The 21297-nt window shown below is 70.8% G+C and carries 18 protein-coding genes; 14 read left to right on the top strand and 4 right to left on the bottom strand.

Translation table 11 applies throughout. The features are described from left to right. Positions 1 to 5 precede the first annotated feature (5 nt). The 9 genes from AB0L21_RS04780 (at position 6) to AB0L21_RS04740 (ending at position 11262) form a co-directional block, all read left to right on the top strand. Positions 6 to 1919 carry an acetyl/propionyl/methylcrotonyl-CoA carboxylase subunit alpha gene (locus AB0L21_RS04780; RefSeq protein WP_365782232.1) on the top strand — a complete coding sequence of 638 codons (1914 nt, stop codon included), beginning with the start codon at positions 6 to 8 and terminating at the stop codon, positions 1917 to 1919. Continuing rightward, on the top strand, positions 1916 to 2860 hold the full coding sequence (locus AB0L21_RS04775) for a hydroxymethylglutaryl-CoA lyase (protein ID WP_365782230.1): 945 nt from the start codon (positions 1916 to 1918) through the stop codon (positions 2858 to 2860). The genes AB0L21_RS04780 and AB0L21_RS04775 overlap by 4 nt, the downstream gene beginning before the upstream one ends. Positions 2861 to 2865: 5 nt before the next feature. Further along, entirely contained in the window at positions 2866 to 4026 is a 1161-nt protein-coding gene (locus AB0L21_RS04770) for an acyl-CoA dehydrogenase family protein (protein WP_365699635.1), read from the top strand. A 143-nt stretch (positions 4027 to 4169) separates the two neighbouring features. After that, positions 4170 to 5216: an ABC transporter substrate-binding protein gene (locus AB0L21_RS04765; protein ID WP_365699633.1), complete on the top strand. Its 1047-nt coding sequence runs from the start codon at positions 4170 to 4172 to the stop codon at positions 5214 to 5216. 48 nt (positions 5217 to 5264) lie between these two features. Then, the gene (locus tag AB0L21_RS04760) at positions 5265 to 6107 is read left to right on the top strand and encodes a siderophore-interacting protein (protein ID WP_365782228.1); all 843 of its coding nucleotides are present in this window, start codon (positions 5265 to 5267) and stop codon (positions 6105 to 6107) included. A 113-nt stretch (positions 6108 to 6220) separates the two neighbouring features. Beyond that, entirely contained in the window at positions 6221 to 7687 is a 1467-nt protein-coding gene (gene desA / locus AB0L21_RS04755) for a lysine decarboxylase DesA (protein WP_365782226.1), read from the top strand. Then, positions 7671 to 8957: a lysine N(6)-hydroxylase/L-ornithine N(5)-oxygenase family protein gene (locus AB0L21_RS04750; RefSeq protein ID WP_365782224.1), complete on the top strand. Its 1287-nt coding sequence runs from the start codon at positions 7671 to 7673 to the stop codon at positions 8955 to 8957. Before desA ends, AB0L21_RS04750 begins: the two co-directional genes overlap by 17 nt. Beyond that, entirely contained in the window at positions 8954 to 9496 is a 543-nt protein-coding gene (locus tag AB0L21_RS04745; RefSeq protein WP_365782222.1) for a GNAT family N-acetyltransferase, read from the top strand. The genes AB0L21_RS04750 and AB0L21_RS04745 overlap by 4 nt, the downstream gene beginning before the upstream one ends. Continuing rightward, positions 9493 to 11262 (top strand): IucA/IucC family siderophore biosynthesis protein, encoded by a 1770-nt coding sequence (locus AB0L21_RS04740; RefSeq protein WP_365782220.1) that lies wholly within the window; start codon positions 9493 to 9495, stop codon positions 11260 to 11262. The genes AB0L21_RS04745 and AB0L21_RS04740 overlap by 4 nt, the downstream gene beginning before the upstream one ends. Before the next feature lie 63 nt (positions 11263 to 11325). Here the strand turns inward: AB0L21_RS04740 and AB0L21_RS04735 are convergent, their stop codons facing one another. Continuing rightward, positions 11326 to 12927 (bottom strand): beta-N-acetylhexosaminidase, encoded by a 1602-nt coding sequence (locus tag AB0L21_RS04735; protein WP_365782218.1) that lies wholly within the window; start codon positions 12925 to 12927, stop codon positions 11326 to 11328. Positions 12928 to 13007: 80 nt separating this feature from the next. Between AB0L21_RS04735 and AB0L21_RS04730 the strand changes: the two genes are divergently transcribed. Further along, the gene (locus AB0L21_RS04730; RefSeq protein WP_365782216.1) at positions 13008 to 13880 is read left to right on the top strand and encodes a DUF4429 domain-containing protein; all 873 of its coding nucleotides are present in this window, start codon (positions 13008 to 13010) and stop codon (positions 13878 to 13880) included. 49 nt (positions 13881 to 13929) lie between these two features. Here the strand turns inward: AB0L21_RS04730 and AB0L21_RS04725 are convergent, their stop codons facing one another. Then, positions 13930 to 15495 (bottom strand): metallophosphoesterase family protein, encoded by a 1566-nt coding sequence (locus tag AB0L21_RS04725; protein WP_365782214.1) that lies wholly within the window; start codon positions 15493 to 15495, stop codon positions 13930 to 13932. A gap of 165 nt (positions 15496 to 15660) precedes the next feature. Here AB0L21_RS04725 and AB0L21_RS04720 point away from each other — a divergent pair, with 165 nt between their 5' ends. Further along, on the top strand, positions 15661 to 15918 hold the full coding sequence (locus AB0L21_RS04720; RefSeq protein ID WP_356123474.1) for a hypothetical protein: 258 nt from the start codon (positions 15661 to 15663) through the stop codon (positions 15916 to 15918). Positions 15919 to 15980: 62 nt separating this feature from the next. Next, positions 15981 to 17798: a glutamine--fructose-6-phosphate transaminase (isomerizing) gene (gene glmS, locus AB0L21_RS04715; protein WP_365699614.1), complete on the top strand. Its 1818-nt coding sequence runs from the start codon at positions 15981 to 15983 to the stop codon at positions 17796 to 17798. Positions 17799 to 17862: 64 nt separating this feature from the next. Here the strand turns inward: glmS and AB0L21_RS04710 are convergent, their stop codons facing one another. Beyond that, positions 17863 to 18417, bottom strand: coding sequence for a hypothetical protein (locus tag AB0L21_RS04710; protein ID WP_365699611.1), 555 nt, complete (start codon positions 18415 to 18417; stop codon positions 17863 to 17865). 136 nt (positions 18418 to 18553) lie between these two features. Next, positions 18554 to 19081: a universal stress protein gene (locus AB0L21_RS04705; protein ID WP_365699609.1), complete on the bottom strand. Its 528-nt coding sequence runs from the start codon at positions 19079 to 19081 to the stop codon at positions 18554 to 18556. Positions 19082 to 19407: 326 nt separating this feature from the next. Here AB0L21_RS04705 and AB0L21_RS04700 point away from each other — a divergent pair, with 326 nt between their 5' ends. Continuing rightward, complete coding sequence (locus tag AB0L21_RS04700; protein ID WP_365699607.1) at positions 19408 to 19677, top strand: hypothetical protein; 270 nt, start codon at positions 19408 to 19410, stop codon at positions 19675 to 19677. 377 nt (positions 19678 to 20054) lie between these two features. Continuing rightward, positions 20055 to 21260: a helix-turn-helix domain-containing protein gene (locus AB0L21_RS04695; protein ID WP_365782213.1), complete on the top strand. Its 1206-nt coding sequence runs from the start codon at positions 20055 to 20057 to the stop codon at positions 21258 to 21260. The last annotated feature ends 37 nt before the right edge of the window (positions 21261 to 21297 follow it).

Here is a 21297-nt window from a genome sequence, read left to right as displayed (position 1 = left end):
GAACCGTGTTCGACACAGTGCTGGTGGCCAACCGGGGCGAGATCGCCGTACGCGTCATCCGTACGCTCCGCTCGCTGGGCGTGCGCTCGGTGGCGGTCTTCTCCGACGCGGACGCCGACGCGCGGCACGTCCGCGAGGCCGACACGGCGGTACGGATCGGTCCGGCGCCGGCCGCCGAGAGCTATCTGTCGGTGGAGCGGCTGCTTCAGGCCGCCGCCCGCACCGGCGCCCAGGCCGTCCACCCCGGTTACGGCTTCCTCGCGGAGAACGCGGGCTTCGCGCGCGCGTGCGAGGAGGCGGGGCTCGTGTTCATCGGCCCGCCGGCGGACGCCATCGCGCTCATGGGCGACAAGATCCGGGCCAAGGAGACGGTGCAGGCGGCGGGGGTGCCGGTGGTGCCGGGAGGCCGGGACCCCCAGCTCGCCGAGGCGGCCCGCGCGCTGGGCGCGCCCGTGCTGCTCAAGCCGTCCGCCGGGGGCGGCGGCAAGGGCATGCGGCTGGTGCGGGACATGACCGTGCTGGAGGAGGAGATCGCCGCCGCCCGCCGCGAGGCCCGCGCCTCCTTCGGCGACGACACCCTGCTGGTGGAGCGGTGGGTGGACCGGCCCCGGCACATCGAGATCCAGGTGCTGGCCGACGGCCACGGCAACGTGGTCCACCTGGGCGAGCGCGAGTGCTCCCTCCAGCGGCGCCACCAGAAGATCATCGAGGAGGCGCCGAGCGTGCTCCTCGACGAGGAGACCCGGGCCGCGATGGGCGAGGCGGCCGTACAGGCGGCCCGCTCGTGCGGGTACCGGGGCGCGGGCACGGTCGAGTTCATCGTCCCGGGCGGCGATCCCTCGCAGTACTACTTCATGGAGATGAACACCCGCCTCCAGGTGGAACACCCGGTCACCGAACTCGTCACCGGGCTGGACCTGGTGGAGTGGCAGCTGCGGGTGGCCGCCGGGGAGCCGCTGGGGTTCGCGCAGGAGGACCTGCGGCTGACCGGCCACGCGGTGGAGGCCCGGATCTGCGCGGAGGACCCCGCGCGCGGGTTCCTGCCGTCCGGTGGCACCGTCCTGCTGCTGCGCGAACCGCAGGGCGACGGCGTGCGCACCGACTCCGGGCTCACCGAGGGCACCGAGGTGGGCAGCCTGTACGACCCGATGCTGTCCAAGGTGATCGCGTACGGCCCCGACCGCGAGACGGCGCTCAGGAAGCTCCGCTCGGCACTCGCGCAGACGGTCACGCTGGGCGTGCAGACCAACGCGGGCTTCCTGCGCCGGCTGCTCGCGCACCCGGCGGTCGTGGCGGGCGAGCTGGACACGGGCCTGGTCGAGCGGGTGGTGGACGAGCTGGTCTGCACGGACGTCCCCGAGGAGGTCTACGAGGCGGCGGCGGCCGTACGCCTGGAGCGGCTGAAGCCGCGCACGGAGGGCTGGGTCGACCCCTTCTCCGTGCCGAGCGGCTGGCGCCTCGGCGGCACCCCGAAGCCGCCCGCCTTCCCGCTGCGGGTGCAGGACCCGGTGACGTACACGCCTCGGGGCACCCACACCGTGACCGGCGACCGCGTGACCGTCGCCCTCGACGGTGTCCGGCACACCTTCCACCGGGCCGGCGACTGGATCGGCCGCGAGGGGGACGCCTGGCAGGTGCGCGACCACGACCCGGTGGCCGCGTCGCTGAACCGCGCTGCCCACGCGGGTGCCGACTCGCTCACCGCGCCCATGCCCGGCACGGTGACGGTGGTCAAGGTGGCCGTCGGCGACGAAGTGGCCGCCGGGCAGAGCCTTCTGGTGGTGGAGGCGATGAAGATGGAGCACGTCATCTCCGCCCCGCACGCCGGCACGGTCGCCGAGCTGGACGTGACGCCCGGCACGACGGTCGCCATGGACCAGGTGCTGGCCGTCATCGCCCCCAAGGAGGCAGCGGAATGAGCGTCGACGGTCTGCCCATGGTGGTACCGGCCCCGAAGCTGCCCGCGCGGGTGCGGATCCACGAGGTCGGCGCGCGGGACGGGCTGCAGAACGAGAAGACGGCCGTGCCGACGGCAGTGAAGGCCGAGTTCATCCGGCGGCTGGCCGACGCGGGCCTGACGACGATCGAGGCCACGAGCTTCGTGCACCCCACGTGGGTGCCCCAACTGGCGGACGCCGAGCAGCTGTTCCCGCTGGTGAGCGACCTTCCCGGCGTGGCCCTGCCGGTGCTGGTCCCCAATCAGCGGGGGCTGGACCGGGCGCTGGCCCTCGGCGCCGAGCGCGTCGCCGTGTTCGCCAGCGCCACCGAGTCCTTCGCGAAGGCCAACCTCAACCGCACGCTGGACGAGTCCCTGGCGGTGTTCGAGCCGGTGGTGCGGCAGGCCAAGGACCGGGGCGTGCACGTGCGCGGCTATGTGTCCATGTGCTTCGGCGACCCGTGGGAGGGCGCGGTGCCGCCGCAGCAGGTGGCCCGGGTCTGCACGGCCCTGCGGGACATGGGCTGCGACGAGCTGAGCCTCGGCGACACGATCGGCGTGGCCACGGCCGGTCATGTGCGCGAGCTGCTCGGCCTGCTGAACGAGCGGGGCGTGCCGACGGAGGTGATCGGCGTGCACTTCCACGACACCTACGGCCAGGCGCTCGCCAACACGCTGGCGGCGCTGCAGCACGGCGTCACCACGGTCGACGCCTCCGCCGGCGGCCTGGGCGGCTGCCCGTACGCCAAGTCCGCCACCGGCAACCTCGCCACCGAAGACCTCGTCTGGATGCTGCACGGGCTCGGCATCGAGACGGGGGTCGACCTCGGCCGTCTGACCGCCACCAGCGTGTGGATGGCCGAACAGCTGGGCCGGCCCAGCCCGTCCCGTACCGTCCGCGCTCTCTCCCACAAGGACCAGTGATCAGCATGGACCACCGTCTCAGCCCCGAGCTGGAGGACCTCCGCCGCACGGTGGAGGAGTTCGCGCACGATGTCGTGGCGCCGAAGATCGGCGACTTCTACGAGCGGCACGAGTTCCCGTACGAGATCGTCCGGGAGATGGGCCGTATGGGTCTGTTCGGGCTGCCGTTCCCGGAGGAGTACGGCGGTATGGGCGGCGACTATCTGGCGCTCGGCATCGCACTGGAGGAGCTGGCCCGCGTCGACTCGTCGGTGGCCATCACCCTGGAGGCGGGGGTCTCGCTGGGGGCGATGCCGCTGCACCTGTTCGGCACGGAGGAGCAGAAGCGGGAGTGGCTGCCGCGGCTGTGCTCGGGCGAGGTCCTGGGCGCGTTCGGCCTGACCGAGCCGGACGGCGGCAGTGACGCGGGGGCGACCCGTACGACGGCCCGCCTCGATGCGGACACGGACGAGTGGGTGATCAACGGCACGAAGTGCTTCATCACCAACTCGGGCACGGACATCACGGGGCTGGTGACCGTCACCGCCGTCACCGGCCGCAAGCCGGACGGCCGGCCGGAGATCTCGGCGATCATCGTCCCGTCGGGCACGCCGGGCTTCACGGTGGCGGCGCCCTACTCGAAGGTCGGCTGGAACGCGTCGGACACCCGGGAGCTGTCGTTCACCGACGTCCGGGTCCCCGCCGCCAACCTCCTGGGCGAACAGGGCCGTGGCTACGCCCAGTTCCTGCGCATCCTGGACGAGGGCCGCATCGCCATCGCGGCCCTGGCGACGGGCCTGGCCCAGGGCTGCGTGGACGAGTCGGTCAAGTACGCCAAGGAACGCCGCGCCTTCGGCAAGCCCATCGGCGCCAACCAGGCGATCCAGTTCAAGATCGCCGACATGGAGATGAAGGCCCACACGGCCCGCCTCGCCTGGCGTGACGCCGCCAGCCGTCTGGTGGCCGGCGAGCCCTTCAAGAAGGAGGCGGCCCTGGCCAAGCTCTACTCCTCCACGGTCGCCGTCGACAACGCCCGCGAGGCCACCCAGATCCACGGCGGCTACGGCTTCATGAACGAGTACCCGGTGGCCCGTATGTGGCGCGACTCCAAGATCCTGGAGATCGGCGAGGGCACGAGCGAGGTCCAGCGGATGCTGATCGCCCGTGAACTGGGCCTGGTGAGCTGACCCGGGGTCCGGCCGGCACCGGCAGCACCCGGCACGACCCGAACGGGCAAGCGCCCGCCCCCTGGACATCAGCTGAGGTTAGGCTAACCTACCTTCGAACTTGTCCGGCGGGCGCTCCGCCCCGTTCGAAAGCAGTCATACCCATGCCCCATGCCCGTGTCACCCACCTCACTCGTCGCGGCCTGCTCGCCGCCGGCGGCGCCCTCGGACTCGGTGCCGCGCTCGCCGCCTGCGGGGACGACAAGGGCAAGGACAGCGGCTCCGGCACGGACGCGAAGGCCGGCAAGTCCGGGCCCTGGTCCTTCAAGGACGACCGCGGCACGACCGTGAAGCTCGACAAGGTCCCCGCGAACATCGTCGCGTTCACCGGTGTCGGCGCCGCGCTGTACGACTACGGCATCCAGGTGAAGGGCGTCTTCGGCCCGACGAAGACCACCGCCGGCAAGGCCGATGTCCAGGCCGGCGACATGGACATCAGCAAGGTGACGGTCCTCGGCAACACCTGGGGCCAGTTCAGCATCGAGAAGTACGCCTCCCTCGCCCCGGACGTGCTCATCTCCACGATGTTCGACGACGCCGGCACCCTCTGGTACGTCCCCGAGGAGTCGAAGAAGAAGATCGCCCAGCTGGCCCCCAGCGTCGGCATCTCCGTCTACGACCGCCAGCTCACCGGGCCGCTCCAGCGCATGTGGGACCTCGCCGAGTCGCTCGGCGCGGACATGAAGGCCGCCAAGGTCACCGACGCCAGGAAGCGGTTCGAAGAGGCCGCCGCCCGGCTGCGCGCCGCCGCCAAGGCCAAGCCCGGCATCAAGGTGATGGCCGGCAGCGCCAGCGACCAGCTCTTCTACGTCTCCGGTACCAACCTCTCCATCGACCTGGAGTACTTCAAGGCCCTCGGTGTGAACTTCGTGGAGCCGCCGGAGAGCGCCAAGAAGCAGGGCGGTGGCTGGTACGAGTCGCTGAGCTGGGAGAACGTCGACAAGTACCAGGCCGACATCATCATGATGGACGACCGCACCTCGGCGATCCAGCCCGCCGACATCACCAAGGCCACCTGGAAGAAGCTGCCCGCGGTGAAGGCGGGTCAGGTCATCTCCCGGTCTCCCGAGCCGATCCTGTCGTACGACAAGTGCGTGCCGCTGCTGACGAACCTGGCGGAGGCCCTGGAGAAGGCCAAGAAGGTCAGCTGACCCGTAAGCGCCTCCGACAAGCCCTGAACCCCACTCTCAGGAGCCCACATGACGACGGCCGTAGCCGCCCCGTTCCGTTTCTTCGCCCTGCAGGTCGTACGGACGAGGCGGCTCGGTCCGTCCCTGGTCCGGGTCACCTTCGGCGGAGCCGATCTGCACGCCTTCCACTCGGACGGCCGGGACCAGTCCCTGTCGCTCTTCCTCCCGCACCCCGGACAGGCCGAACCCGTCGTCCCGCTGGAGCTGGGCGACCGCTGGTGGCAGGGGTGGCGGGAACTCCCGGACGACGTGCGGGCGGTGATGCGCTCGTACACGCTCCGGGCGCTGCGCCGCGACCCCGACGAGATCGACATCGACTTCGCCCTGCACGGCGTGGAGCCTGGTGTCGCCACGCCCGCCGGGCCGGCCTCCCGCTGGGCCGCCCGTGCCGCCGCCGGTGACCGGGTGCTGCTGCTCGGCCCGGCCGCCGCCGACAACCGGGCGATCCGGTTCCGCCCGCCCGAGGACACCGGTCCCGTCGTGCTGTGCGGCGACGAGACCGCCGTACCCGCCGCGACCGCGATCCTGGAATCCCTGCCCGCCGGCACCCGGGCCCGGGCCTGGCTGGAGGTTCCGCACGCCGGTGACATCCAGGACGTGCGCACGGAGGCGGACGCGGAGATCACGTGGCTCGTACGGCACGACGGGTCCCCCATGGCCGTCGACGCCGTACGAGCCGCCCCGCTGCCGGACGCCGGGCGGGCGTACGTGTGGATCGCCGGCGAGTCGGGTCAGGTCAAGGCGCTGCGACGGCACTTCGTCGGCGAGCGCGGGGTGGACCGGCGGCGCGTCACCTTCACCGGCTACTGGCGGCAGGGGATGACGGAGGAACAGCTCCGGGCCGCCGAATAAACCTGACCTTTCGTGACATCGGTCACGGGTCACGGCACGCCTCGACTCCTGAAACTTAGGTTAGGCTAACCTAAGTTGATCTCGCACGGACCGTCCCCTCGGAGGACCCCCACATGCGCTCGCACCTGCTCAATGGCCTCACCGCGGAGCACTACCGCCGCTCCGTGACCGAAGGAGTCGAGCGGGTGGCGGCCAAACTCGCCACCACCGACCGTCCGTTCACCGGCGTCACCGTGGACGCCCTCTCCCCCACCATCGACGCGATCGACCTGGACCGCCCGCTGGGCGACACCGCCGCCGTGCTGGACGAACTGGAGGACGTCTACCTCCGGGACGCGATCTACTTCCACCACCCCCGCTACCTCGCCCACCTCAACTGCCCGGTCGTCATCCCGGCGGTGCTGGCCGAGGCCGTGCTCTGCGCGGTCAACTCCTCGCTGGACACCTGGGACCAGTCGGCCGGCGGCACCCTCATCGAGCGCAAGCTCATCGACTGGACGGCCGCCCGCATCGGCCTCGGCCCGGCCGCCGACGGCGTCTTCACCTCCGGCGGCACCCAGTCCAACCTCCAGGCGCTGCTGCTGGCCCGGGAGGAGGCCAAGCCAGGGCGGGCAGGGTGGGAAGAGGGGGCCTCCCTGACGAGACTGCGCGTCTTCGCCTCCGAGGTCAGCCACTTCAGCGTCAGGAAGTCCGCGAAACTGCTCGGGCTCGGACCGGACGCCGTCGTCACCATCCCCGTCGACCACGACAAGCGCATGCGGACGGTCGCCCTCGCCCATGAGCTGGAGCGCTGCCGGCAGGACGGCCTGATCCCCATGGCCGTCGTCGCCACCGCCGGCACCACCGACTTCGGCTCCATCGACCCGCTCCCGGAGATCGCCGAGCTGTGCGCCCAGTACGGCGTCTGGATGCACGTCGACGCGGCCTACGGCTGCGGACTGCTCGCCTCCCTGAAGTACCGGGACCGCATCGACGGCATCGAGCGCGCCGACTCGGTCACCGTCGACTACCACAAGTCCTTCTTCCAGCCGGTCAGTTCGTCCGCCGTACTGGTCCGGGACGCGGCCACCCTGCGGCACGCCACCTACCACGCGGAGTACCTCAACCCGCGCCGCATGGTGCGGGAACGTATTCCCAACCAGGTCGACAAGTCCCTCCAGACCACCCGCCGCTTCGACGCCCTGAAGCTGTGGCTCACCCTGCGCACGATGGGTGCCGACGGCATCGGGCAGCTCTTCGACGAGGTCTGCGACCTGGCCCGGGAGGGCTGGAGGCTCCTCGCGGCCGACCCCCGCTACGACGTCGTCGTCGAGCCCACCCTGTCCACCCTCGTCTTCCGCTACATCCCGGCGACCGTCACCGACCCGGCCGAGATCGACCGCGCCAACCTCCACGCCCGCAAGGCCCTGTTCGCCTCCGGCGAGGCCGTGGTCGCGGGCACCACGGTGGGCGGCCGCCACTACCTGAAGTTCACCCTGCTCAACCCCGAGACCCGGGCGGCCGACATCGCCGCCGTCCTCGATCTGATCGCCGGCCACGCCGAGCAGTACCTGGGAGAGTCCCTTGACCGCGCGTCCTGAAGCCCACAGCAAGACCTACGACTTCGTGGGGATCGGGCTCGGCCCCTTCAACCTGGGTCTCGCCTGCCTCACCGAGCCGATCGCCGAACTGGACGGCGTCTTCCTGGAGTCCAAGCCCGACTTCGAGTGGCACGCCGGCATGTTCCTGGACGGCGCCCACCTCCAGACCCCGTTCATGTCGGACCTGGTCACCCTGGCCGACCCGACCTCGCCGTACTCCTTCCTCAACTACCTGAAGGAGAAGGGCCGGCTGTACTCGTTCTACATCCGCGAGAACTTCTACCCGCTGCGGGTCGAGTACGACGACTACTGCCGCTGGGCCGCGAACAAACTGAGCAGCGTCCGCTTCGGCGCCACGGTCACCGAGGTGACGTACGAGGACGAGCGGTACGTCGTCCGCACCGGCGCCGGGGACACCTACCGGGCCCGGCACCTGGTCCTCGGCACCGGCACGGTCCCCCTCGTGCCTCAGGCGTGCCAGGGGCTGGGCGGGGACTTCCTGCACACCTCCCAGTACCTGCACCGCAAGGCGGAGCTGCTCAAGAAGCGGTCCATCACGATCGTCGGCAGCGGGCAGAGCGCGGCCGAGATCTACCACGAGCTGCTCGCCGGGATCGACGTCCACGGCTACCAGCTCAACTGGGTCACCCGCTCCCCGCGGTTCTTCCCGCTGGAGTACACCAAACTGACCCTGGAGATGACCTCCCCGGACTACATCGACTACTTCCGGGCGCTGCCCGAGGAGACCCGCTACCGGCTGGAGAAGCAGCAGAAGGGCCTGTTCAAGGGCATCAACTCGGACCTCATCGACGCGATCTTCGACTTGCTGTACCAGAAGAACGCCGAGAGCGGCGACCGCCCGGTGCCCACCCGGCTGCTCACCAACTCCACGCTGCGCACGGCGACGTACCAGGACGGGGCGTACACGCTCGGCTTCCACCAGGACGAGCAGGGCAAGGACTTCGAGATCCGCACCGAGGGTCTGGTCCTGGCCACCGGCTACCACTACACCCCGCCGGCCTTCCTGGCCCCGGTCCAGGGCCGGCTCCGCTTCGACGGCCACGGCCGCTTCGACGTCGCCCGCAACTACTCCATCGACACCACCGGCCGCGGGATCTTCCTGCAGAACGCCGGCGTCCACACCCACAGCATCACCAGTCCCGACCTGGGCATGGGCGCGTACCGGAACGCGTACATCATCCGTGAGCTGCTCGGCACGGAGTACTACCCGGTCGAGAAGAGCATCGCCTTCCAGGAGTTCGCGGTATGACCGGCACGACCATGACCTTCACCTTCCGTCCTGTCGACCCGCTGACCGACGCCGGGCTGCTGCACTCCTGGGTCACCCATCCCAAGGCGGCCTTCTGGATGATGCAGGACGCGAGACCGGAGGATGTCGAGCGCGCCTACAGGGAGATCGCGGCCGACGAGCACCATCACGCGCTGCTCGGTCTCACCGAGGACGGCGCACCCGCGTTCCTGATGGAGAAGTACGACCCCGCGCACCGGGAGCTGGCCGGGCTGTACGAGCCACGGCCGGGCGATGTCGGGATGCACTTCCTGACCCCGGCCACCGACACCCCCGTGCACGGGTTCACCAAGGCCGTCATCACCGCCGTCATGGCCCATCTCTTCGAGGACCCGGCGGTGCTGCGGGTCGTCGTCGAGCCGGATGTCCGCAACAAGGCCGTGCACGCCCTGAACGCGGCCGTCGGGTTCGTGCCCGAGCGGGAGATCGACAAGCCGGAGAAGCGCGCGCTGCTGAGCTTCTGCACCCGCGAGCAGTTCGAGAAGGCGGTGACCGCATGACCCTCGCCGACGCCGTGGCCCATCTGTCCCCCGAACGCTGGGCGACCGCCAACCGGCTGCTGCTGCGCAAGGCGCTGGCCGAGTTCGCACACGAGCGGCTGATCACGCCGGAGGAGGACGGCGGCCGGTACGTCGTCCGCAGCGACGACGGGCTCACCACCTACCGGTTCAGCGCCGTGCGGCGGGCCCTCGACCACTGGGAGATCGACCCCGGCTCCCTCACCCGGCACCGCGACGGCGGCGAACTCCCGCTCGCCGCCCTGGACTTCTTCATCGAGCTGAAGGAGTCGCTGGGGCTGAGCGACGAGATCCTGCCGGTCTACCTGGAGGAGATCTCCTCCACCCTCTCGGGCACCTGCTACAAGCTCGCCAAGCCCCGCGTGACCTCCGCCGAGCTGGCCCGCAGCGGCTTCCAGGCGATCGAGACCGGGATGACCGAGGGCCACCCGTGCTTCGTCGCGAACAACGGGCGGCTCGGCTTCGGCGTCCACGAGTACCTGTCGTACGCGCCGGAGACGGCGAGCCCCGTGCGGCTGGTGTGGCTGGCCGCGCACCGCTCGCGGGCCGCGTTCACGGCCGGTGCCGGGATCGAGTACGAGTCCTTCCTGCGGGACGAGCTGGGCGAGAAGACGGTGGAGCGGTTCCGTGCCGTCCTCACCGACCAGGGCCTGGAACCCGCCGACTACCTGTTCATCCCGGTCCACCCCTGGCAGTGGTGGAACAAGCTCAGCGTCACCTTCGCCGCCGAGGTGGCCCGCCGGCATCTGGTCTGCCTGGGCGAGGGCGACGACGAATACCTGGCCCAGCAGTCGATCCGGACCTTCTTCAACACCAGCGACCCGCACAAGCACTATGTGAAGACCGCCCTGTCGGTCCTCAACATGGGCTTCATGCGCGGCCTTTCCGCCGCCTACATGGAGGCGACCCCGGCCATCAACGACTGGCTGGCCCAGCTGATCGACAGCGACCCGGTGCTGAAGTCGACGGGCCTGTCCATCATCCGGGAGCGGGCCGCCGTCGGCTACCGGCACCGGGAGTACGAGCGGGCCACCGACCGTTACTCGCCGTACCGCAAGATGCTGGCCGCGCTGTGGCGGGAGAGCCCGGTGCCCTCGCTGCGGGACGGCGAGACCCTCGCCACCATGGCCTCGCTGCTGCACGTGGACCACGAGGGCACCTCGTTCGCGGGCGCGCTGATCGAACGCTCGGGCCTGGCCCCGGCCCAGTGGCTGCGCCGGTACCTGCGGGCGTACTACACCCCGCTCCTGCACAGCTTCTACGCCTACGACCTGGTGTTCATGCCGCATGGCGAGAACACGATCCTGGTGCTGCGGGACGGGGCCGTGCAGCGGGCGGTCTACAAGGACATCGCCGAGGAGATCGCCGTCATGGACCCGGACGCGGCCCTGCCGCCGGAGGTGCGGCGGATCCGCGTCGAGGTCCCCGAGGACAAGAAGCTGCTGTCCGTCTTCACGGACGTCTTCGACTGCTTCTTCCGCTTCCTCGCCGCCCACCTCGCCGCCGAGGGCGTCCTGGAGGAGGACGACTTCTGGCGCACGGTCGCGGAGGTCACCCGCGAGTACCAGGAGGCGAACCCGCAGCTGGCCGACAAGTTCCGCCAGTACGACATGTTCGCCCCCGAGTTCGCGCTGTCCTGCCTGAACCGTCTCCAGCTGCGCGACAACAAGCAGATGGTGGACCTCGCCGACCCGTCCGGCGCCCTCCAGCTGGTCGGCACCCTGAAGAACCCGATCGCCGGGTTCTGACGGCGGCCCGGACCTGACGGGCACCCCGCAGTACGGTCCTGCGGGGTGCCCGTCGGCCTTCGGTCAGCGTGCCGGCCAGGGCACCTGTGGCGAGCGGTAGTAGTGGATGCCGAGGGCGTCCCAGCGGGGGCCCTGCGCCGCCAGCCGGACCCGGTAGGCGTTCCAGTCGTGGGTGACCGCCGGTGACCAGCCCAGCTCCGCCGCACCGGCGAGCCGGGGGAACGCCATGTAGTCGATCTCGGCGGAGTTCGTCACGGTCTCCGTCCACAGGGGTGCCTCGACGCCCCGGACCGCCGACGCCGGTACCCCGGTGAGATAGGCGCCCGGATTCCAGTTGTACGACCGCTTCACCTCCACCAGGCCCGCCCAGTCCGTGCCGGGCCGGGTGGTCCGCGTGTACTTCATGTCGAGGTAGGTCCGGTCGGCCGGGGACAGGATCAGGCCCGTGCCGTTCCGGGCGGCCTGGGCGACCTGTGCCTTCTCCGCCGCGCTGGTGTCGTCCAGGCCCCAGTACTGGGCGAGGGCGCCCTTCGCCGGGTGCGCGCCGGTGAGCTGGTGCCAGCCGATGACCGTCTTGCCGTAGCGGGCGACGACCGGCTGCACCCGGTCCATGAACCTCACGTAGTCCGCGTGGCTGGTGGAGTGCGCCTCGTCGCCGCCGATGTGCAGATAACGGCCGGGGGTGAGGGCGGCCACCTCCCGGACGACGTCGTCCACGAAGTCGTAGGTGACCTCCTTGGGCACGCACAGCGAGCTGAAGCCGACCTCGGTGCCGGTGTACAGCGGGGGTGCCACGCCGTCGCAGTTGAGCCGCGCGTAGGAGGCGAGGGCGGCGTTGGTGTGGCCGGGCATGTCGATCTCGGGCACGACCTCCAGATAGCGGGAGGCCGCGTACCGCACGATCTCCCGGTAGTCGGCCTTGGTGTAGTGGCCGCCCCGGCCGCCGCCGACCTGCGTGGAGCCGCCGTAGGAGGCCAGGCGCGGCCAGGAGTCGATCGCGATGCGCCAGCCCTGGTCGTCGCTGAGGTGCAGATGCAGCTCGTTGACCTTGTAGAGCGCCAACTGGTCGATGTACCGCTTGACTTGGGCGACCGTGAAGAAGTGCCGGGACACGTCGAGCATGGCGCCCCGGTACGCGTAGCGGGGGCGGTCCCGCAGGGTGCCGCCGGCGATCCGCCAGGGGCCGGGCTGGACGGTCTTCTTCTCGACGGCCGCCGGGAGGAGCTGGCGCAGGGTCTGGACGCCGTGGAAGAGGCCGGCGGGGGTGCGGGCGGTGAGGGTGACACCGCCCGCACCGCTGTGCAGCCGGTAGCCCTCGGCGCCGAAGTCGCCCTGCGCCAGGCCGAGCCGGATGCCGCCGGTGCCGTGGTCGGTGACCGGCAGCGGATAGCCGGTGGCCGGACGCAGCAGGCCGGCCAGGTAGGCGCCGATGCGGCGGACCTCGGCGGATCCGTCGACCCGGACCCGGGTGTCCCGGGTGATGCGGTACGGCGTTCCGCCCGGCGTGACCGAGGCCGGGGCCGGGACCACCCGGTCCAGCGGGGTCGGGGCGGCGGCCTGCGCCGTGGTGTCCGCGCCGAGGGTGACGACACCGGCCGCCGCGAGCAGCAGCAGGGAACCGAGGACGCGGGACAGGCGGGGAGTCGTGCTGTGGTTCCGTCTCACAAGCGCTCCCTTCCAAAGGGGGTGACCGTCGGACATGGTCGAGACCAACTGTCCCGCAGATCGGGTGGAACAATCCCCGCATGGCGGAAATCATCCAGAAGGACGGTACTTGGGCCTTCGACGGGGACGCCCTGCGCCTCACCCCGGGCCGGGACAAGAACGTGGGCCTGCTCCGCCGTGAGCTGGGCGAACTCATCGTACCGCTCGGCGCTTTGGCCGGTGTCTCCTTCGAACAGGGCCGGAAGTCGGGGCGGCTGAGGCTGCGGCTGCGCGACGGCGCCGATCCGCTGCTGCACGCCACCGGGGGCCGGCTCGCCGAGCCGCACGACCCGTACCAGCTGACGGTGGAGCCCGACCGGTACGGCGTCGCCGAGTACGTCGCCGACGAGGTGCGCAACGCCCTGCTGCTGGACGGGGTGTCGCCGGAGCCGGTCGACGGGTATCTGCTGCCGGGCCCGTCCCTGCCGGTGTCCGCCTCGGCCGGGGACGGCACGGCGGGCTTCGACGGGGAACGGGTGCGGCTGGAGTGGAACTGGAAGACCGAGGAGGCCAAGGCCTCCGCCGGGCCGCGCACGATCCCCCTCGCGGACATCGCCGGCGTCGAGTGGCAGCCGGCGGCCGGCCTGGAGAACGGGCACCTGCGGTTCCGCGTGCGCGGCGCCCCGGTCACCGCACCGCCCAAGTACGACCCGAACGCCGTCGAGCTGTGGGGCTTCAAGAGGGATCCGCTGATGGCCCTGGTCGCGGCGGCGGTGCAGGCGCGCCTGCCGCATCCTTCGGCGGCGGGGCCGGACGTGCGGCAGGACTGGCCCCGGCCGGCCGGGGAGTCCGCCGGGGACGACCACGACGTGCTGCTGCGCCGGCTGCGGGAGCTGGGCGAGCTGCACCGCGACGGGGTGCTGACGGACGAGGAGTTCGCCCTGGCCAAGCGGGCGGTCCTCAAGCGCCTGTGAGGAAAGCGCCGGTGCGGAAGCCGGTGAGGACCGCCCGCTCGCCTGCGGCCTACTCGGCCTTGCGGGAGACCGTGAAGTGGTCGATGCGGTCGCCGGTCTCGGCGATGCCCGACACCGTCAGCGTGGTCTGCCGGCCCTTCGGCGCGGGTGTGACGTCCACGCGCAGGAAGGAGTAGTCGAGGTAGCGCACCCGGGACCAGGTGACGGTCTCGTCGACCTTGCCGTCCTTGGTGTTGACGAACGAGGCCACGGAGTCGGTCTCGTGCTCGTGTCCCTCGTAGGAGTCCGGGGCGGAGAACGCGTACAGGCTGCGGCCGGCCGCGCCCGCGGTGACGTAGACCACACCGTCGGTCTCGGGGTGGGCCGTGCCGCCGATCGGCAGCTTCTTGGTGACCTTGCCCGCCTTGATGACGTCGGTGCGCTCGTACTGGTGGTTGTGGCCGTTGATGACCAGGTCCACCGTGTACTTCTCGAACAGCGGCACCCACTCCTGGCGCACGCCCCCCTCCGAGGCGTGCGCGGTGGAGGTGCAGTAGGCGCAGTGGTGGAAGAAGACGACGATGAAGTCGACGTCGTCGGCGGCACGGAACTTCTTCAGCCGGCCCTCCAGCCACGTGGTCTGGGTTCCGCCGGATATGCCCAGGTTCGCCGGGATTTCGAAGGATACGTCGTTGGCGTCGAGCGAGATGACCGCCGTGTTGCCGTAGACGAAGGAGTAGACGCCCGGCAGGTTCTTCTTGTCGGGGCCGTTGTCCGGGAGGGTCCAGCGGGCTTCCTCGCCGCCGTAGCCGTTGGGCGAGTACCAGGCCTCCATGTCGTGGTTGCCGTACGCGGGCATCCACGGGACCTGCTTGGCGACGGACTCGGTCTGGGCGAGGAAAGAGTCCCAGGTGCGCGAGTCGAAGCCGGTGTCGGTGGTCTTGCCGGCGCCGGCCGGGTCGGCGTAGGCGATGTCGCCGGCGTGCAGGTGGAAGGCCGGGTTCTGGCCGAGGATCAGGGCGTTGTTGGCCAGACCGTGGTAGCCGACGCCCTCGTCGCCGAAGGCGGTGAAGGTGAACGGCGCCTTGCGGGCGGGGGCGGTGGTGAACGTGCCCACCGTGCCCAGCAGGTGCGGCTCGGCCGGGTCGAAGCCCTGGTGGCCGACGCCGTAGTAGTAGGTCCTGCCGGGGCGCAGGTGGGTCAGCTTGGCGTGCAGGTAGTACTGGGTGTGGTCGCCGCCCGCGCCGACACCGGCCGGGGTGTGGAGGGTGCGGACCTCGGCCTCGATCTTGCGCGAGAGGTCCCAGGGGTGGGCGCCGACGCGGATGAACGGCTTCCTGACGGCGACCGGGACCTGCCAGGAGACGGTGATCTCGGTGCGCGGGTCGTTGCCGTAGGCGAGGTGGCGGCCGAAGGGGGCGACGAGGGCGCCGTCGACGTGCTGGGCGGCAGGAGCCGTGCGCTGGGCCGGCACGGACGCCTGGGCGGTGGCGCCCGGCACGAACGCGCCACCGGCGACGGCGCCCAGCGTGACCGCGCCGCCCCTGATCATGGTGCGCCGCGAGAATCTGGCGCGCAGGTACTCATGCTGCTCGGCCATGCTCATGCGCGCGGCCAGCTTCTCGGGTACTCCCATACGAGGAATGTCCATGGCGTCTGAAACTCGTCTGTTCGGGCGACGAGTCGCAGGACACGGGATGGACGGCTCGCGAACAGAGCCCCATAAGAGTCTCAACAGCTGCTTGCCCGGAATCGGGCACGATTCTTGCGAAACAGGCGCCGGTACTCCAGGATCTACCGGGTGCACGACGAACTTGTTGATCACCTGACGCGGTCCACGCCCCTGAGCCGGGGCGAGGCGCTGCGTGTGGTCCAGGACGTGCTCGCCTACTTCGACGAGACGATCCAGGAGTTCGTCCGCCGCCGCCACCGCGAACTCCAGGCCCAGGGCCTGGTGAACGCGGAGATCTTCGAACGGATCGGGGCGGACCTGAAGTACCGGGCGGTGGCGCCGCCGGAGCTGACGCTCAGGCAGCTGCGCCGCATGGTCTACGGCTGAAACCAGCCGGCACCCGGCCGGCGACAGCCCGGCCCAGCGACAGCCAAGGGATACCTCTATACATGTGCGGAATTGTCGGATACATCGGGAAGCGTGACGTCGCTCCTCTCCTCCTGGAGGGCCTCCAGCGCCTGGAGTACCGCGGCTACGACTCCGCGGGCATCGTCGTCACCTCCCCGAAGACGCCCGGCCTGAAGATGGTCAAGGCCAAGGGCCGGGTGCGCGACCTGGAGGCCAAGGTCCCGGCGCGCTTCAAGGGCACCACCGGCATCGCCCACACCCGCTGGGCCACCCACGGCGCCCCCTCCGACGTGAACGCCCACCCGCACATGTCGGCCGACAACAAGGTCGCCGTCGTCCACAACGGCATCATCGACAACGCCGCCGACCTGCGCCGCAAGCTGGAGGCCGACGGCGTCGAGTTCCTCTCCGAGACCGACACCGAGGTCCTCACCCACCTGATCGCCCGCGCGCAGGCCGAGAAGCTGGAGGACAAGGTCCGCGAGGCCCTGCGGGTGGTCGAGGGCACGTACGGCATCGCGGTCATGCACGCCGACTTCTCCGACCGCATCGTGGTGGCCCGCAACGGCTCCCCGGTCGTCCTCGGCATCGGCGAGAAGGAGATGTTCGTCGCATCGGACATCGCCGCCCTGGTCGCCCACACCCGGCAGATAGTGACGCTGGACGACGGCGAGATGGCCACCCTCAAGGCCGACGACTTCCGGACGTACACCACCGAGGGCACCCGTACCTCGGCCGAGCCGACCACCGTGGAGTGGGAGGCGGCGTCGTACGACATGGGCGGCCACGACACCTACATGCACAAGGAGATCCACGAGCAGGCCGACGCCGTGGACCGCGTGCTGCGCGGCCGCATCGACGACCGGTTCTCCACCGTGCACCTCGGCGGCCTCAACCTGGACGCCCGTGAGGCCCGGCAGATCCGCCGCGTGAAGATCCTCGGCTGCGGCACCTCCTACCACGCGGGCATGATCGGCGCGCAGATGATCGAGGAGCTGGCCCGCATCCCCGCCGACGCCGAGCCCGCCTCCGAGTTCCGCTACCGCAACGCGGTCGTCGACCCCGACACCCTGTACATCGCGGTCTCCCAGTCCGGTGAGACGTACGACGTGCTGGCCGCCGTGCAGGAGCTGAAGCGCAAGGGCGCGCGGGTCCTCGGCGTGGTCAACGTCGTCGGCTCGGCGATCGCCCGCGAGGCCGACGGCGGCATCTACGTGCACGCGGGCCCCGAGGTCTGCGTGGTCTCCACGAAGTGCTTCACCAACACCACGGTCGCCTTCGCGCTGCTCGCCCTGCACCTCGGCCGCACCCGCGACCTCTCCGTCCGCGACGGCAAGCGGATCATCGAGGGCCTGCGCAGGCTGCCGCAGCAGATCACCGAGATCCTCGACCAGGAGGAGGAGATCAAGAAGCTGGCCGAGAGCTACGCCGACGCCCGCTCGATGCTCTTCATCGGCCGCGTCCGGGGCTACCCGGTGGCCCGCGAGGCCTCCCTGAAGCTCAAGGAGGTCTCCTACATCCACGCCGAGGCCTACCCCGCCTCCGAGCTGAAGCACGGCCCGCTGGCCCTCATCGAGCCGGCCCTCCCCACGGTCGCGATCGTCCCCGACGACGACCTGCTGGAGAAGAACCGCGCGGCCCTGGAGGAGATCAAGGCCCGCGAGGGCAAGATCCTGGCGGTGGCCCACCAGCACCAGGAGAAGGCGGACCAGACGGTCATCGTCCCGAAGAACGAGGACGAACTGGACCCGATCCTGATGGGCATCCCCCTCCAGCTCCTGGCCTACCACACGGCGAAGGCCCTGGGCCGGGACATAGACAAGCCCCGCAACCTCGCCAAGTCGGTGACGGTCGAGTAGCGGACAGAACGGACCCCCGCGTGTGCCACCAAACACGCGGGGGTCCTTTCCGTGCTGCTCGGTTTCAGCCGGCGGCCGTCACCCCCCGGCCCGCAGCACGCCCCGGAAGGGCCGTCGGCCAGTGGGCGAGCGCCGCCGTCGCCGCGTACCAGGCCACCGCCCCCGAGGCGACGGCCACCCACCCCCCGGCCTTCGCGAGAGCGGAACTGTCGGCGAAGGCCGCCACGGCCAGCACCACCATCGCCAGGAACAGCAGCCCGTGCATGAGCTGACCGAGGGTGTCCCCGCCGGCGACGGTCAGCGTGAGGGCGACCAGGGCGAACAGCAGCAGGAACAGCCCGGCCGCGTTGGCCGAGCCGTGGTCCGACACCGCCCAGGTGAACCACAGGGCGCCGAGGGCGACGTACCCCACGCCGGAGGCGCCGTCGCGGAGGGCCAGCAGGCCGACGAGGAAGAGGGCGACTCCGCCCACGTAGTGGGCCACGGTCACGGCGTCGGAGGCACCCACGCCGTCGATGACACCGGTCGTACCGAGCCCGAATGCCAACAAGGTGATCGCCAGGGCCAGTCGGCCGACCACGGTGGTGCTCACGCTTCCCGCAGAGACGTCGTTGTCCACGGCGGGCTCCCTTCATGCATGCGCAGGTGTGCGGTGACCGGTATATGCCCTTCACAAGAGCACAAACACCTTCTACGCGCGAGTAGTTCACGCGTGCACAAAGGGAATTGACGGGGCGTGAGGTGACGTGAGGTGGCTACGGGATGACGATCACGGGCCGCCGCGCCCGCTTGGCGAGCCGCCCCGCGACCGAGCCGAAGATCCGGCCGACGATGCCGTGCGTGGAGCCGACCACGATCGCGTCGGCCTCGTACTCGCGGCCGACCTCTTCCAGTTCGTGACAGATGTCCCCGCCCCGCTCGACCAGGATCCACGGGACCTCGGCCAGATAGTCCGCACAGGCCAGCTCCAGCCCCAGGACCTCCGTGCGGTGGTCCGGCACGTCCACGAAGACGGGTGGCTCGCAGCCGGCCCACACCGTGGTGGGCAGCCGGTTGGCGACATGCACGATGATCAGGCCGGAACGGGAACGGTGGGCCATGCCGATCGCATAGGCGAGGGCGCGCTCACTGGAGGTGGAGCCGTCGAAGCCGACGACGACTCCGTGCCGGAAGGCGGGGTCGCAGGACGGGCGTGACTCTGCCGCCGCCAGGGGATCGGCCGCCGTGGGGTCGGCGACCGGCCGCTTGCGGTCCGCGGGTTCGGAGAATTCGTGACCGGCCATGGCTGTCTCGGCGTTGTGATCCTTTATGGATGGGACGACAGTGTGCGGCGGAAGCGTGCTGCGGAGCTGTGTCCGGGAAACATCTTCCCAAGCCCATACCCCCAAGGGTACGGCGGCACGCCTCCTGAGCCCAGATCCCGCGCACGCTCCGTGAGCGGTCCCCGACGTCCGTAGGGGTTCACCGGAGCATGCACGAGCCGCGCCCGCAACGCAATGGTTGCTGCCCCGTACAGGCGGTTTGCACAGGATTCACAGATGCGCGTTCGGTGACCGACCGGTCGGACGGACGTTGAACCGGGGTGAGCCACCGCCACAGGGAGTACGAGATGCCCGGAGCCCGACCCCGCCGCGACCCGCGCCCCGCCCCGGACAGCGCGAGCGATGTGATCCGCTGGGCCGCGTTCAGCTGCGTGCTCGTGCCCGTGGTCCTCCTCTGGTACGGCACCTCGCTGGCCGGCGCCACGGGCACCGCGCTGGGCCTCGCCGCCGTCACGGCGGCCTGCCGGTTGCTGCTGCGCCGCTCCGAGCGATGTGCCGAGCGTTGCGCCGCGCAAAGAGGCGGACGTCACACCCGGGAGCAGACACCGGTCGACTGACCTGTTTCCACACCTGCGAGCGCTGCTTTTCAGCCAACTTCTGGATATCGACGAGGAGGGGGCCGAACCACCCCCCAACCCCCGTTCCACCTGCACGGAAAGGGCCTACGGGCCGCTGCGCACCCTACGCGGTTTGGCCACTGCGACAAGGCGCACTTCCCTGCACGCCTCACGAGTGCAACGCTTCGTGATCGAATGCTTCACGCCAAGTTGTCATGTCGACAATGTGCCGCGTGTGGAACTGGTCACCGCCCGACCGCGGGAGCCAGTAGATTCGATCTTGATGTCTTACGGCGGGGGACTCGTGCAGGACCGAGGGGAAACGTGCAGGAGCGACACAACCGAGGAGCCGCGACCACCGAGGGGGGCTTAGCAGTATGAGCCACGACTCCACTGCCTCGTCGGACGCCGCAGCCCGGAAACTGTCCGGGCGACGCCGCAAGGAGATCGTCGCGGTGCTGCTGTTCAGCGGCGGCCCCATCTTCGAGAGTTCCATTCCGCTGTCGGTGTTCGGGATCGACCGCCAGGACGCCGGCGTGCCGCGCTACCGCCTTCTGGTGTGCGCCGGCGAGGAAGGCCCGCTGCGGACCACAGGGGGCCTGGAACTCACCGCACCGCATGGGCTGGAGGCGATCTCACGCGCCGGGACGGTCGTCGTACCGGCCTGGCGCTCGATCACCTCGCCGCCGCCGGCGGAAGCACTGGACGCGCTGCGCCGGGCCCACGAGGAGGGCGCCCGCATCGTCGGGCTGTGCACGGGCGCGTTCGTGCTCGCGGCGGCCGGACTGCTGGACGGCCGCCCGGCGACCACGCACTGGATGTACGCGCCGACGCTGGCCAAGCGCTATCCGTCGGTGCACGTCGATCCACGCGAGCTGTTCGTCGACGACGGCGACGTGCTGACGAGCGCGGGTACGGCGGCCGGAATCGATCTCTGTCTCCACATCGTGCGGACGGACCACGGCAACGAGGCGGCCGGTGCGCTCGCCCGGCGCCTGGTGGTCCCGCCGCGCCGGTCGGGCGGCCAGGAGCGCTATCTCGACCGGTCTTTACCGGAGGAGATCGGCGCCGACCCGCTCGCCGAGGTCGTCGCCTGGGCGCTGGAACACCTCCACGAGCAGTTCGACGTGGAGACGCTGGCGGCACGCGCCTACATGAGCCGCCGTACGTTCGACCGCCGGTTCCGCTCGCTGACGGGCAGCGCGCCGCTGCAGTGGCTGATCACACAGCGCGTGCTGCAGGCCCAGCGTCTGCTGGAGACGTCGGACTACTCCGTGGACGAGGTGGCGGGCCGCTGCGGGTTCCGCTCGCCGGTGGCCCTGCGCGGCCACTTCCGCCGCCAGCTCGGCTCGTCCCCCGCCGCCTACCGGGCCCGCCGGCCGCAGGGCGACAAGCCGGGTGAGGCGGAACCGGCCGTACCGCCACCCGGCCAGCAGGGCGCGCCCACGGGCCTGCCCGGACCCGGCCCGGTGAACCAGGCACCCCTGCTCCACGAGCACCGGGACAGCGGGGTGCCGCTGCAGAGCCGCCGGGCCGCGGCGGGCGCGGTGGGCCTGCTGCCGGGTCCGCGCAGCGGTAACTGACCAGGAGGGGGCGAGCACACGCTCGCCCCCTCCTGCC

This window comes from Streptomyces sp. NPDC052721, assembly GCF_040678315.1.
Lineage (GTDB): Bacteria > Actinomycetota > Actinomycetes > Streptomycetales > Streptomycetaceae > Streptomyces.
This window is presented reverse-complemented; position numbering and strand designations above follow the sequence as displayed.

Coding starts and splice junctions, on each gene's coding strand:
- AB0L21_RS04765 (WP_365699633.1), top strand. CDS start 4,170: ATGCCCCATGCCCGTGTCACCCACCTCACTCGTCGCGGCCTGCTCGCC.
- AB0L21_RS04695 (WP_365782213.1), top strand. CDS start 20,055: ATGAGCCACGACTCCACTGCCTCGTCGGACGCCGCAGCCCGGAAACTG.
- AB0L21_RS04775 (WP_365782230.1), top strand. CDS start 1,916: ATGAGCGTCGACGGTCTGCCCATGGTGGTACCGGCCCCGAAGCTGCCC.
- AB0L21_RS04770 (WP_365699635.1), top strand. CDS start 2,866: ATGGACCACCGTCTCAGCCCCGAGCTGGAGGACCTCCGCCGCACGGTG.
- AB0L21_RS04700 (WP_365699607.1), top strand. CDS start 19,408: ATGCCCGGAGCCCGACCCCGCCGCGACCCGCGCCCCGCCCCGGACAGC.
- AB0L21_RS04740 (WP_365782220.1), top strand. CDS start 9,493: ATGACCCTCGCCGACGCCGTGGCCCATCTGTCCCCCGAACGCTGGGCG.
- glmS (WP_365699614.1), top strand. CDS start 15,981: ATGTGCGGAATTGTCGGATACATCGGGAAGCGTGACGTCGCTCCTCTC.
- AB0L21_RS04760 (WP_365782228.1), top strand. CDS start 5,265: ATGACGACGGCCGTAGCCGCCCCGTTCCGTTTCTTCGCCCTGCAGGTC.
- AB0L21_RS04745 (WP_365782222.1), top strand. CDS start 8,954: ATGACCGGCACGACCATGACCTTCACCTTCCGTCCTGTCGACCCGCTG.
- desA (WP_365782226.1), top strand. CDS start 6,221: ATGCGCTCGCACCTGCTCAATGGCCTCACCGCGGAGCACTACCGCCGC.
- AB0L21_RS04730 (WP_365782216.1), top strand. CDS start 13,008: ATGGCGGAAATCATCCAGAAGGACGGTACTTGGGCCTTCGACGGGGAC.
- AB0L21_RS04725 (WP_365782214.1), bottom strand. CDS start 15,495: ATGGGAGTACCCGAGAAGCTGGCCGCGCGCATGAGCATGGCCGAGCAG.
- AB0L21_RS04705 (WP_365699609.1), bottom strand. CDS start 19,081: ATGGCCGGTCACGAATTCTCCGAACCCGCGGACCGCAAGCGGCCGGTC.